13 protein-coding genes and 1 pseudogene are annotated in these 12,712 nt (G+C 72.1%); 2 read left to right on the top strand and 12 right to left on the bottom strand.

Annotated features, from left to right (window positions below; genetic code table 11):
- The 3 genes and pseudogenes from MXD58_RS02180 to recO form a co-directional block, all read right to left on the bottom strand.
- Positions 1-271: pseudogene (locus MXD58_RS02180) on the bottom strand (hypothetical protein); the annotation flags it as partial.
- Positions 264-1,061 (bottom strand): isoprenyl transferase, encoded by a 798-nt coding sequence (locus MXD58_RS02175; RefSeq protein WP_248840015.1) that lies wholly within the window; start codon positions 1,059-1,061, stop codon positions 264-266. The gene MXD58_RS02175 and the pseudogene MXD58_RS02180, both read right to left, overlap by 8 nt.
- Positions 1,062-1,265: 204 nt before the next feature.
- Positions 1,266-2,045 carry a DNA repair protein RecO gene (gene recO / locus MXD58_RS02170; protein ID WP_250608995.1) on the bottom strand — a complete coding sequence of 260 codons (780 nt, stop codon included), beginning with the start codon at positions 2,043-2,045 and terminating at the stop codon, positions 1,266-1,268.
- 133 nt (positions 2,046-2,178) lie between these two features.
- Between recO and MXD58_RS02165 the strand changes: the two genes are divergently transcribed.
- A complete protein-coding gene (locus tag MXD58_RS02165; RefSeq protein ID WP_248840016.1) occupies positions 2,179-3,162 on the top strand; it encodes an NUDIX domain-containing protein in 984 nt (327 codons plus the stop codon).
- A 27-nt stretch (positions 3,163-3,189) separates the two neighbouring features.
- On the opposite strand, the gene era is transcribed toward MXD58_RS02165, so the two are convergent.
- The 9 genes from era to hemW form a co-directional block, all read right to left on the bottom strand.
- Positions 3,190-4,137, bottom strand: coding sequence for a GTPase Era (era, locus tag MXD58_RS02160; protein WP_248840017.1), 948 nt, complete (start codon positions 4,135-4,137; stop codon positions 3,190-3,192).
- A gap of 1 nt (position 4,138) precedes the next feature.
- Positions 4,139-4,543 carry a cytidine deaminase-like protein gene (locus MXD58_RS02155; RefSeq protein ID WP_248840018.1) on the bottom strand — a complete coding sequence of 135 codons (405 nt, stop codon included), beginning with the start codon at positions 4,541-4,543 and terminating at the stop codon, positions 4,139-4,141.
- Entirely contained in the window at positions 4,540-5,997 is a 1,458-nt protein-coding gene (locus MXD58_RS02150) for a CNNM domain-containing protein (protein ID WP_248840019.1), read from the bottom strand. The genes MXD58_RS02155 and MXD58_RS02150 overlap by 4 nt, the downstream gene beginning before the upstream one ends.
- 19 nt (positions 5,998-6,016) lie before the next feature.
- Positions 6,017-6,571 (bottom strand): rRNA maturation RNase YbeY, encoded by a 555-nt coding sequence (gene ybeY, locus MXD58_RS02145; RefSeq protein WP_248840020.1) that lies wholly within the window; start codon positions 6,569-6,571, stop codon positions 6,017-6,019.
- 28 nt (positions 6,572-6,599) lie between these two features.
- Positions 6,600-7,649 carry a PhoH family protein gene (locus MXD58_RS02140; protein WP_248840021.1) on the bottom strand — a complete coding sequence of 350 codons (1,050 nt, stop codon included), beginning with the start codon at positions 7,647-7,649 and terminating at the stop codon, positions 6,600-6,602.
- Between the two features lie 149 nt (positions 7,650-7,798).
- Positions 7,799-8,581: a 16S rRNA (uracil(1498)-N(3))-methyltransferase gene (locus MXD58_RS02135; protein WP_248840022.1), complete on the bottom strand. Its 783-nt coding sequence runs from the start codon at positions 8,579-8,581 to the stop codon at positions 7,799-7,801.
- A gap of 48 nt (positions 8,582-8,629) precedes the next feature.
- Positions 8,630-9,766: a molecular chaperone DnaJ gene (gene dnaJ / locus MXD58_RS02130; protein ID WP_248840023.1), complete on the bottom strand. Its 1,137-nt coding sequence runs from the start codon at positions 9,764-9,766 to the stop codon at positions 8,630-8,632.
- Entirely contained in the window at positions 9,766-10,785 is a 1,020-nt protein-coding gene (gene hrcA / locus MXD58_RS02125; protein WP_248840024.1) for a heat-inducible transcriptional repressor HrcA, read from the bottom strand. Before hrcA ends, dnaJ begins: the two co-directional genes overlap by 1 nt.
- Positions 10,786-11,010: 225 nt before the next feature.
- A complete protein-coding gene (hemW, locus tag MXD58_RS02120) occupies positions 11,011-12,237 on the bottom strand; it encodes a radical SAM family heme chaperone HemW (RefSeq protein WP_518476976.1) in 1,227 nt (408 codons plus the stop codon).
- 232 nt (positions 12,238-12,469) lie between these two features.
- On the opposite strand from hemW, the gene MXD58_RS02115 reads away from it, so the two are divergent.
- The gene (locus tag MXD58_RS02115) at positions 12,470-12,631 is read left to right on the top strand and encodes a hypothetical protein (RefSeq protein ID WP_248840026.1); all 162 of its coding nucleotides are present in this window, start codon (positions 12,470-12,472) and stop codon (positions 12,629-12,631) included.
- The last annotated feature ends 81 nt before the right edge of the window (positions 12,632-12,712 follow it).

Genomic DNA, 12,712 nt, shown 5'->3' with positions numbered 1-12,712 from the left:
CCCATGCACCCGGCACCACCGGTCGGCCCGGCTGCACCGACCCGGCCGGCTGCACCGACCCGGCCGGCTGCACCGACCCGGCCCGCTGCACCGACCCGGCCGAATCTGCCAGTCCGGCCGAATCGCCCAGGAATGCCTTGCCGTCGGCCGAGTCTCCCGGGCCGGCTGGGCCACCAGCACCGACCGGATCGCCAGCACCGACCGGATCGCCAGCACCGACCCGGTCGCCAGCACCGACCCGGTCGCCAGCGCCGACCGGAGCGTCAGGCACGGTGCGCGACCGTGCCGCCGTAGCGCCGGTCGCGCCGGGCGAAGTCCTGGCAGGCCGACCACAGGTCGCGGCGGTCGAAATCCGGCCACAGCGTGTCGACGAAGGAGAACTCGGCGTACGCGGCCTGCCAGAGCAGGAAGTTGCTCAGCCGCTGCTCACCGGACGTCCGGATGACCAGGTCCAGGTTGGGCATGTCGGGCTCGTCGAGGTAGCGGCTGACCGTCGCCTCGTCGATCCGGTCGGCGCGCAGGCGACCGTCGCGCACGTCGCGGGCGATCGCCGCCGCCGCGTCCGCGATCTCCGCCCGACCGCCGTAGTTCACGCACATCACCAGCGTGAGCCGGTCGTTGTCCCGGGTGAGCTGCTCGGCGGACTCCAGCCGGCGGATGACGCTGCCCCACAGCCGCGGGCGCCGCCCCGCCCAGCGCACCCGCACGCCGAGGGCGTCCATGTCGTCGATGCGCCGGCCGAACACGCCGTCGGTGAAGCGCATCAGGAACGCCACCTCGTCGGGCGAGCGCTTCCAGTTCTCCGTCGAGAAGGCGTAGACCGACAGCCACCGCACACCGAGTTCGATGGCCCCCTCGACGCAGTCGAACAGGGCGTCCTCGCCGGCCTCGTGACCCTTCGTCCGGGCCAGGCCGCGCCGCTTCGCCCAGCGGCCGTTACCGTCCATGACGATGCCCACGTGCTTCGGGACCAGGCTGGCCGGCATCGCCGGGGGCCGGGCGCCTGACGGGTGAGGGTGCGGGTCCCGGAACCGCGCCCCCAGCTCATTGCGCACAGTCACGGCCTACCTCCCCAGATCGGGCCAGGGCTGCGCCGAGCCGTCGTCATCCGTTGCACTGGTACCTGCCATCGCCTGCCACATCGTCCCCCTGCGGACGCCCGGATCGCGCGGGGAGCGCCCACTGTCGCCGTCCACCTCACCATGTCCGCCCTCGTCGGCCTACAGCGCGTCCCCCGCTGGCCCGCACGCGCGGAGGCGGCCACGTCAAGCTCGTTCCAGATGCGGCAACGCGCGCAGCCCTCGCTCGAGATGCCACTGGAGATAGGCGGCGACGATGCCACCTGCCTCCCGCCGGGACCGGAGGTCACTGCGCAGCGCCCCATCCCAGTCGCCGCGCAGCAGATCCGTCAGCAGCCGCACCGCCCCCGCCGAGACCGACGCCGCGCCATGTGGCCGACATTGGGCGCAGACTACGCCGCCGCCCCCGACGGTCAGCGACAGGTGCTGACCCGGCTCCCCGCACCGGGCGCAGTCGTCCAGCGCCATGCCATATCCGGACACCGCCAGCGAGCGCAGCAGGTAGGCGTCGAGCACCAGCGGAGCCGGCCGCTCACCCGCCGCGAGCGTGCGCAGGCCCCCGACGAGCAGCAGGAACAGCCGCAGCGCCGGCTCCCGCTCCTCACTGGTCAGCCGCTCGGCGGTCTCCAGCATCACGGCCGCCGCGGTGTGCCGGGCGTAGTCGAGCGCGATCGTCGTCCCATAGGGGGAAATGATGTCGGCCTGCGTGACCGTGTCCAGCGACCGGCCGGAATGCAGCATCAGGTCGACATACGTGCCGGGCTCCAGCCGGGAGCCGAACCGCGAGGACGTCTTGCGCACACCCTTGGCGACGGCCCGCACCCGGCCGGTGCGACGAGTGAGCACGGTGATGATGCGGTCAGCCTCGGCGAGAGGAGTCGTTCGCAGGACGACCCCTTCGTCGCGATACACCGGCACCCGCCCATGGTTGCACGAGCCCGACCCGGCGGGGTAAGGCGAGGTCATCCGGCGCCCACCCAGGCCCGCGCCGCCGGACATCGCGACCTGCGGTAGTTCAGGTGGTACCCACCGTTGCCAGGGACCTGCTTCACCGGACTCACCCGCGCGGCTCGGGACCGGCCTGCCGGATGATGGCAGAGTGCGGGTGGTGCGGCGGACAGCGCGGGCGATCCTCATCGACGAGGAGAGCCAGCTGGTCCTTTTTCGGCGGACATTGCCCAGGCGCAAGCCCTACTGGTCCACCCCGGGCGGCGGGGTGGATCCCGAGGACGACTCGATCGAGGCGGCTCTGCACCGCGAGCTCGCCGAGGAACTCGGCGCGACGGTCGACCGCGTCCAGCAGGTGTTCCTGGCCAGCCCGCCGCGCGGCGACGGCATCGCGGTGGCCCACTTCTTCGTGTGCCGGCTCGTCTCGATGGACCTGTCCCTGCGCACCGGCGAGGAGTTCAGCAATCCCGCGAAGGGCCGCTACGACGTCGAACGGATCGACCTGCGCGGCAAGAAGCTCAGCCGCTACGCCCTGCAGCCGCCGGAGGTCAGGGAGTTCATCCTGGCGAACCGCCACGCCCTGCTCGAAACGGTCCTCGACGCCAGCGCACCGCCCCTGACGAGCGCCCACGCCCGCGCCGCCTGCGAGACACCGCAGCCCCCGGTCACCGAAGCCCCTGCCGCGACCGCTGAGGAGCCGACCGCTGAGGAGCCGACCGCCGACGCACCAACCACCGACGCACCGACAACCGAAGAACCGACAACCGAAGAACCCGCCGTCGAAGCTTCGGACGTCGAAGCACCGGACGCCGGCGAAGCACCGGACGCTGAGGTGGCGACCACTGCGGCGTCGTCCGGATCCGTGCCGAGCGCCGACTCACCGCCCGCGAAGTCGCCGGGTCCCGCCCCGGTGCCGGACAGCGTCGTCCGGGTCCCCTGGGTGCCGGCTCCCGCGCCCGCAGTCCACGGCTCGGCTGTCGCCCAGCCGGCCGCCGAGCCCGCCAGATCCAGGCGGCGGGGACGGCCGGCGGTGCTGGAGATCGTGGACGACGACGGGACCGGCCCCGCGCCCGAGCCCGAGCCGCGCGAGTCGGCGCGGCGAGCGGGATGGTGGCGCCGGCTCGCCGGCCGGTGACGGCGTGCTCCGGCGGCCGCAGCCGGCTCAGAAACCGAGACGGCGAAGCTGACGGGGGTCGCGCTGCCAGTCCTTGGCCACCTTGACGTGCAGGTCGAGGTAGACCGGGGTGCCGAGGAGGGCCTCGATCTGGGTACGCGCCCGGGTGCCGACCGCCTTGAGCCGGGAGCCGCCGGCACCGATCACGATCGCCTTCTGGCTTGGACGTTCAACGAAGACGTGGACCCGGACGTCGAGCAGCGGGCGGTTCGCCGGGCGGTCCTCGCGCGGCACCATCTCCTCGACCACCACGGCCAGCGAGTGCGGCAGTTCGTCGCGCACGCCTTCCAGCGCTGCCTCCCGCACCAGCTCAGCGACCATCACCTGCTCGGGCTCGTCGGTCAGCTCCCCGCCGGGATAGAGCATCGGGCCGGTGGGCAGCCGGGAGACGAGCACGTCGGCGAGCACGTCGACCTGGTAGGCGCGCACCGCGCTCACGGGAACGATGTCGCTGAACTCGCCCAGGCCGGAGACCTCGAGCAGGCGCGTCCCGATCCGATCCGGATCGGGCACCTTGTCGGTCTTGGTGAGGATGGCGACAACCGGCGTCCGTTTCGGCAGCCGGGCAAGTTCCTCGGCGATGTAACGGTCGCCGCGGCCTAGCGGCTCATCGGCGGGCATGCAGAACCCGACCACGTCGACCTCGGACAGGGTGGCTCGCACGACATCGTTGAGGCGCTGGCCAAGCAGGGTCCGCGGCCGGTGCAGACCGGGGGTGTCGACGAGGACGAGCTGCGCGTCCTCCCGGTGCACGATGCCGCGGATGGCGTGCCGGGTGGTCTGCGGCCGGCCGCTGGTGATGGCGACCTTGGTGCCTACCAGCGCGTTGGTCAGCGTCGACTTGCCGGCGTTGGGCCGGCCGACAAGACAGGCGAAGCCGGAGCGGAAGTCGGCCGGGGTCGTCCCCGGAGCGGCGGCGCCGCTGGTCACGGCCACGTTAGCTGGTCGTCCGGGCGCGGGCCGTGCCGTCGGGACCGCCGAGGTACACCGGGATGCCACTGCTGAACTCGGCGAGCGTCGCGAGATCGTCGGCGGCGAACCCGTCGCCTTCCGTGACCACCGCGGCGGCCTCGAAGCGGCGCGCGCCGCTGGACACGGCGGCGGCGACCGCCGCGCGCAACGCGGAGATCGCGAGTTCCGGGCGGGTGATGCCGACGGTCGCGGCCGCGTAGGTGCGCCCGTCGGTGTCCCGCAGGGCCGCGCCCTGCGCCGGCCGGCCGTCGGGCACGTAGGCGCGCAGGCGCGCCGAACGGGCCAGGACGAGCAGCTTCGCGTCCTCAGCCGTCAGGTCGAGGACGGAGCCGGGCGCCGTGGCACCCGACTGGGGCGGATCTGCGGTCACGAGGTCACCTTTCCGTGCTGCGTGGAGCTGCCGTGCTGCGTGGAGCTGCCGTGCTGCGTGGAGCCGCCGTGCTGCGTGGAGCCGCCGGCCGGGGTGGGGCCACCGCTGGTCGGTGCCGCGCCGCCAGCGGGATCGCCGTCGGCGCCAACGGCCGGTGACCGGTCCCCGGCGGCGCTGGTCGAACCGCCGGCGATTCGCGCCGCGACGACCGTACCGATCTGGTTGCGCCGGCCCGCGGCGCGCTCCGCCGTCAGGCGCAGGCCGCCGACCGTCACCGTCGCGCCGGGAATCGGAACCCGACCCAGCGCACTGGCCAGCAGCCCGCCTACCGTCACCGAGTCGTCCGCGCCGGGCAGTTCGTCGACATTGAGGTCGAACAGCTTGCCGAGATCGTCGACGTCGAGGCGGGCGGTCACCCGAGCGGTGTCGGCATCGAGCCACTCCACCGGCGCCACCTCGCTGTCGTACTCGTCGGTGATCTCGCCGACGATCTCCTCGAGAATGTCCTCGATGGTGACGAGCCCGGCGGTCCCACCGTACTCGTCGATGACGATGGCCATGTGGGTCCGCGACGCCTGCATCTCCCGCAGCAGGTCGTCGGCGGGCTTGCTCTCGGGCACCAGGGCCGGCGATCGCATGACGTCGGCGACGGGCGCGTTCTCGTCGCCCTCGCGCTCCTGGCGGACCATGTCCTTGAGGAACGCGATGCCCACCACGTCGTCAACGCTCTCGCCGATCACCGGCATCCGGGAGAAGCCGCTGCGCAGCGCGAGTTCGACGGTCTGGCCGATGGTCTTCGTCGACTCGATGAACACCATGTCCGGCCGCGGCACCATCACCTCACGCACGAGGGTGTCCCCGAGTTCGAAGACGGACGCGATCATGTCGCGCTCCCCGCGTTCGATCACCTCGTTCTCCTCGGCGAGGTCGACGAGGTCCCGCAGCTCGGCCTCGGAGGCGAACGGCCCGTCGCGGTAACCCGGCCCGGGCGTGACCGCGTTGCCCAGCGCGATGAGCAGTCGGGGCAGCGGTCCGAGCACGCGGGCCAGCCGGACGGTGAGCCCGGCGGTGGCCAGAGCCACGGCGGGCGCGTGCTGGCGGCCGAGGGTCCGGAACATCACTCCGACGAGGATGTACGCGACCAGGGTGGCGACCAGCGCACCGAGCCCGACGGCGGCGAATCCGGCCCCGTAGGCGTGCACGAAAAGGACCGTCAGGCAGGCCGCGGCGAGCATCTCGCCGATGATGCGCAACAGCAGCAGCATCGCCAGGAAACGGCCGGGATCGGCCACGACCGTGGCCAGGTTCGCGGCCCCGCCCCGGCCCTGGCGGGCGAAGGACTCCACCGACACCCGCGACACCCGCGTCAGGGCCGCGTCCACACAGCCGAATCCCGCCGCGGCGAGCGAACCGACCACAGCGAGGAAGACGAGCAGAAGATCGCCGGAGTTCATCGACGCTCTCGGCGGGCGGTCAGTGCGCGGCGGTCGGACCGGGCTCGCTCGCGCCGTCCGCACCGCCTGTGCCACTCGCGCCGCCGGCGGGACGCTTCCCCCCGGCGGTCCTCGCCGCGGCCTCCCAGGAGGCCAGCAGCTTGCTCTGGATCTTCCACATCTCGCGCTCCTCGTCCGGCTCGGCATGGTCGTACCCGAGCAGGTGCAGGATTCCGTGGGTGCACAGCAGGTGCAGCTCGCGCTCGAAGGAGTGGCCTGCCTGCTCGGCCTGTCGGCGCGCGACATCCGGGCAGAGCACGACATCGCCGAGCAGCGTCGTCGGATCGTCGTCGCCCGACTCCGACCAGGACGCGTCGAACGCCTCGTCCTGCGCGAACGACAGCACGTCGGTCGGGCCCTCCTCGCCCATGTACCGCACGTGCAGGTCGGACATGGCCTTTTCCTCGATCAGCATCACCGACAGCTCGGCGAGCGGGCTGACCTTCATCGCGTCGAGGACGAAACGGGCGAGCCCGGTCAGGCGCACCTCGTTCACGTCGGCGGCGCTCGACTCGTTGGCGACGAACACGGCCATCAGCGGTCCTCTCGTACCGCGGGGGCGGTCACCGTCGGTCCCGGCGGGCGGGCCTGGCCTGCGCCGCCGCGGCGCTGGCAGCCGCCTCACCGGCGGCATCCCAGCGGGCGTACGCGTCGACGATCTCGCCGACCAGCCGGTGGCGGACGACGTCGGAACTGGTCAGGGTCGCGAAGTGCACGTCATCCACACCGTCGAGGATCTCCCGGACGACCCGCAGGCCACTGCGGGTGCCGCTGGGCAGGTCGACCTGGGTGATGTCACCCGTCACGACGATCTTGGCGCCGAAGCCGAGGCGGGTGAGGAACATCTTCATCTGCTCGGCCGAGGTGTTCTGCGCCTCGTCGAGGATGATGAAGGCGTCGTTCAGGGTGCGCCCGCGCATGTAGGCCAGCGGGGCGACCTCGATCGTGCCACTCTGCATCAGCCGCGGGATCGAGTCGGGGTCGATCATGTCGTGCAGCGCGTCGTAGAGGGGGCGCAGGTACGGGTCGATCTTCTCGTACAGAGTGCCGGGCAGGAAGCCGAGCCGCTCCCCCGCCTCCACCGCCGGGCGGGTGAGGATGATCCGGTTGACCTTCTTCGCCTGCAGCGCCTGCACGGCCTTGGCCATTGCCAGATACGTCTTGCCGGTGCCCGCGGGGCCAATCCCGAATACGATCGTGTGCTGGTCGATCGCGTCGACGTAACGCTTCTGGTTGAGGGTCTTGGGGCGGATCGTCCGGCCCCGGTTCGACAGGATGTTGAGGGTGAGGACCTCCGCCGGGCGCTCCTCGGCGCCGCTGCGCAGCATCGCCAGCGAATGGTCCACATGCTGCGGGCTGAGTTCCGTGCCCGCGTCGAGCAGCGCGACGAGCTCCCCGAACAGCTTCGACGCCAGCTCGATCTCCGCCGGCGAACCCGTGATCGTGATCTCGTTGCCGCGCACGTGGATGTCAGCGGAGAAAGCTCGCTCGATCGTGCGCAGCAGCTCGTCCTGGTGGCCCAGGAGGCTCACCATGTTGTGCGGACCAGGTACGACGATGCGCGTCGTGGCGGGAGCGGCCGACGCGACGGATGGCGTGACGGATTCGGGCATAGAAAGCGACCAGCTACGGCCGCGGCACCTCTCGAGAGCGATGACCATGGTGGATGGTGCGACGTGCGAAGGACGGGCATCAGGGTCAGCGCATTCCTGGTCAGATTCGTCCTGGCCAGGAGCCGCCTACCGAACGCCAGCCACGGGCGCTACCCACCCAGTCTATCCATCATCACCCCGGGTGCGTCCCAACGACCCAGCTCGGCCAGCACGATCGACGCGGCGACCACGCCGGCCGTGGAGGTGCGCAGCACCGTCGGGCCGAGCCGGGCGACCACCGCGCCGGCCTGGCGCAGCGCCGTGGCCTCCTCGTCGGCGAGCCCGCCCTCGGGTCCGACGACGAGCAGGATCTCCGCCCCGGCGCCGGCACCCCGGTCCGCGGGGAGCGCTTGGCCGCGGACCAGGCCCACCAGGGGCAGGTCGGCCTGCTCGTGCAGCGCGACGGCGAGCGTCGCCGCCGCCACCCGCCGGGCCAGCTCCCCCGGGCCGACGAGCTCCCCCACCACCGGCCAGTGCAGGCGGTGGGACTGCTTCGCCGCCTCCGTCGCGGTCCGGGCCCAGCGCTCCCGGGCGCGGGCGCCCCGCTCGCCCTCCCAGCGGACCACCGACCGCGCGGCCGACCACGGCACGACCTCGTCGACACCGACCTCGGTCAGCATCTCCACGGCGCGCTCGCCGCGGTCACTCTTGGCCAGCGCCTGCACGACGACCACCCGAGGCCGGGGCGCGGCCGCGTCGACGCGCCGACGGACCGCGCAGTCGACCTCGTCTCGCCGCACGCCGACGACCTCGCACTCCAGAGCCCGGCCGTGACCATCGGTCACGTCCACCGGCTCGCCGGGGCGCAGCCTGCGCACGGTCGCGGCGTGCCGGCCCTCCGGCCCGGTCAGGGTGAACCGATCACCGGCGGGCAGCGGCGATAGCCAGAACAACGGGCTGGTCAGCGACGTTCCTCTCCGCGGCGGGCCGGGAGGCCGCGGCTAACGACCGCGCCGGGAGCCGCGGCGGCGGAACAGCCCGCTCCCGCCGCCCGAGGAGCCGCCCACGATCGCGGGCGCCTCCTCCTCCCGCAGCTTGGCGAGCTCCCGCAGCAGGCGCTCCTGCTCGGCGTCCAGCTTCGTCGGCGTCTCGACGTTGATGTGGATGTGCAGATGGCCGCGGCCGGCGGCACGCAGGTGGGGCACTCCGCGGCCGGCGAGGCGGATGACCTCGCCGGGCTGCGTACCCGCCTTCACCGCGATCGTCTCGGTACCGTCCAGGGTCTCCAGGGTGGCGGAGGTTCCCAGCGCGGCCGAGGTCATCGGGAGGGGCAGCTCGCAGTGCAGGTCGTCGCCCTCCCTGGTGAAGACCGGGTGCTGGCGCTCGGAGACCTCGACGTAGAGGTCGCCGGGCGGCCCGCCGCCGGGACCGACCTCGCCCTCACCGGACAGCCGGATGCGCATGCCATCCTCGACGCCGGAGGGGATCTTCACGGTCAGCGTCCGCCGCTTGCGGACACGCCCGTCCCCGCCGCAGTCCCGGCAGGGATGCTCGATCAGGGTCCCGGTTCCCGTGCAGCGCGGGCACGGGCGGGAGGTCACCATCTGGCCGAGGAACGATCTGGTGACCTGCTGGACCTCACCGCGGCCGGCGCACGTGCCGCAGGTCGACGGGTGGGTGCCGGGGGCCGCCCCGGCACCGCTGCAGGTCGAGCACACCGCGGCGGTGTCGACGGTGATCTCGTGGGTGGCGCCGAAGGCGGTCTCGGCCAGGTCGAGCTCGATGCGCAGCAGCGCGTCGTTGCCACGGCGGACCCGCGAGCGCGGCCCGCGGTTCGCCCCGCCACCGAAGAAGGCGTCCATGATGTCGCCGAGGCCACCGAAGCCGGCGCCGAACGGCGAGCCGCCGCCACCGCCGCCGGGCGCGAGCGGGTCGACACCGTTATCGACCAGCTGACGCTTCTCCGGGTCGGACAGCACCTCGTAGGCAGCCGTCACTCCCCGGAAGCGTTGCTGCGCTTCGGGATCAGGGTTCACATCCGGATGCAGTTCCCGGGCAAGCTTGCGGTAGGCCCGCTTGATCTCGTCGTTCGACGCGTCTCGACGCACGCCGAGAACAGCGTAGTAGTCCACGGCCATCAGTCGGCACCCAAGAGTTCACCCACATATTTGGCGACGGCCCGGACGGCCGCCATCGTCCACGGATAGTCCATCCGCATCGGCCCCACGACGCCCATGCCGCCCAGGGCGAAAGGTCCGCGGCCGTAGCCCGTAGCCACCACCGCGGTCGACCGCAGAGCATCGACGTCTGTCTCTCGACCGATGCGTACCGTTACAGTACCGGTCTCCCGAGCAGACCCGATGAGCTTCATCAACACGACCTGCTCCTCGAGCGCCTCCAGGATCGACCGCAGCGAGTCCGCGAAGTCGACCGTGGCCCGGGTGAGGTTCGCCGTGCCGGCCATCGCGACGCGCTCCTCCTGGCGCTCGACCAGGGCCTCCAGCACCGCGCCGGTCATCGTGGTCACACACGGCCGCAACTCCGGGCGCGTCCGGTCGGACAGCGCGATCACCACGTCGGAGGCCTCCGCGAGGCGCTGCCCGACGAGGTCACGGTTCAGCGTCAGACGGAGCTCACTGGCGATCTCGTCATCCACCGGCGTAAGGCTGTCGATGATGCGCTGCTCGACCCGGCCGGTGTCCGTGATGATCACCATGAGGAGCCGGCGCGGCCCGAGCGTCACCACCTCGATGTGGCGCACGCTGCTACTCGACAGCGAGGGGTACTGCACCACCGCGACCTGCCGGGTGAGCTGGGCGAGCAGCCGGACGGAACGGCGCACCACGTCGTCGAGGTCGACCGCGCCCTCCAGGAAGCTCTGGATGGCGCGCCGCTCGGCCCGGGACAGCGGCTTGACCCCGGACAGGCGGTCCACGAACAGGCGGTAGCCCTTGTCCGTCGGGATCCGGCCCGCGCTGGTGTGGGGCTGCGTGATGTAGCCCTCTTCCTCGAGCGCGGACATGTCATTACGCACCGTCGCAGGCGAGACGCCGAGGCTGTGACGCTCCGCCAGCGCCTTGGAGCCCACTGGCTCGTTGCTCAGGACGAAGTCCTCCACGATCGCTCGAAGAACCTCTAGGCGCCGATCCTCCAACACGTGGTCGCACCCCCTTCGGCGAGCGGGACGTGGCCGGGCCACGATGTGTGTCCCAGCGGCCACCGGTCTGGCACTCGGCCACGGCGAGTGCCAAGTGTAGCCGCCGCTCCCGCTCGAGGCACAAGACATCAACCGGCCCGCAGCCGGTTGCCGAGGCACGGCGCCAACCCTCCACAGAACGCCCACCAGCTCCAGCGCGTTCCGCCCCGGCGCCGGCGGCGCCGGTCAGGTCGGCAGCAGCGCCCGCACCACCGTGTCGGTGAGCAGCCGACCCCGCCTGGTGAGGCGAATCCGCCCGTGCTCGAGCCCACCGGCCTCCACCAGCCCGGAGTCGACCAGCTCACCCGAGGCGGCCCGGCCGGCATCGTCGAGCTCGCCGACGTCCAGCCCGTCGGCGAGGCGGACCCGCAGCATCACCCGCTCCACCCGGCGGGTGTCCTCGTCGAGCTCCTCGCGGGCCAGGGCCGGGCTGCGGTCCGCGCCCAGCCTGGCGGCGTACTCGGCGGGATGACGCACGTTCCACCAGCGCACGCCGCCCACGTGGCTGTGCGCGCCTGGGCCGAAGCCCCACCAGTTGTCCCCGTGCCAGTAGCCGAGGTTGTGCCGGCACCGCGCGGCGGGCTCCCGCGCCCAGTTGCTGATCTCGTAGTTCGTCAGCCCGGCGGCACCGAGCAGATCGTCCGCCAGCAGGTAGCGGTCGGCCAGCAGGTCGTCGTCGGGCTCGAGCAGCTCGCCCCGGCGCACCCGACGGGACAGCTTGGTCCCCTCCTCCACGGTCAGCGCGTATGCGCTCACATGATCTGGACCAAGCGCCACCGCTGCCCGCAGGCTGGCCTCCCAGTCGGCCTCGGACTCGCCAGGCGCACCGTAGATGAGGTCGAGGCTGACCTGGTCGAAGCCGGCCTTGCGGGCCCAGCGCATCACCTCCGACACCCGACCGGGGGTGTGTCGCCGGTCCAGCGCCGCCAGCACGTGCGGTCGGTCACTCTGCATGCCGAAGGAGATCCGGGTGAACCCGGCGGCCCGGAGCTGCTCGAGCTGGGCCGGGTCGACCGACTCCGGATTCGCCTCGGTGGTCACCTCGACATCGGGCGCCAGCCCGAACTCGGCGGCGAGCGTGCGCAGCACTCGGGCGAGATCGTTCGCCGGCAGCAGTGTCGGGGTGCCGCCGCCCACGAAGACGGTGGACAGCGCCGGGGTGTCCGTCGGGAGCAGCCCGCGCGCGAGCCGGATCTCCTGGACGGCGATGTCGACGAAGGTCGTCAGGCCCACCGAGGAGATCAGGGCGCCACCGAGATCGGCCGCCGTGTAGGTGTTGAAGTCACAGTAGCCGCAGCGCGCCGCACAGTACGGGACGTGCACGTACGCCCCGAACGGTCGCCCGGCCACCTCGGTCAGCGAGGCGACGGGCAACGCGCCGTCGTCGGGCGCGGGTGCCCCGTCGGGAGGCATTTGTGGCATGCCCCCAGTGTGCCCCCAACCGATGGGTTTACGGCAACGCAATGTTTGTCAAGCGCACGAGCGAGCCGGACCTGGCCACGCTAGGACCACACGTGGATAACCCCGAACGCACACCCTTGGGGTGACCCGGTTGACCGTGATGTTTTGCCCTTGTTGTGGCAGAGCGGAGGATTATGGGCAAGACATCGTGGACCGGTCGACCCCGGTGCGAAAAGATCCCTTCATGGACGATGACGTCAGGGCCCTCCTGGAGACGATCTCCGAACTGCTCCCGCCCCGGACCACTGTGTATCGTTCCAGCGCCGCCGCGTCCGCCGAGGGCTATCCCCTCGTCGAACCGGTCACCGAGCCGATCCCGCTGCCCGTGGCGCTGCCGGCGAGCTGACGGCCGGGATCCCCGGACCGGCAGGCGCTCCCCCGGCCTGGCCGGCCGGGGCCGATCGCGTTCGAGTGGCCCGAAGGTGCC

The sequence above is a fragment of the Frankia sp. AgKG'84/4 genome (genome assembly GCF_023242965.2).
GTDB lineage: Bacteria > Actinomycetota > Actinomycetes > Frankiales > Frankiaceae > Frankia.
Note: the sequence above shows the minus strand (reverse complement) of the source record. Positions and strands in the feature narration are given on the sequence as shown.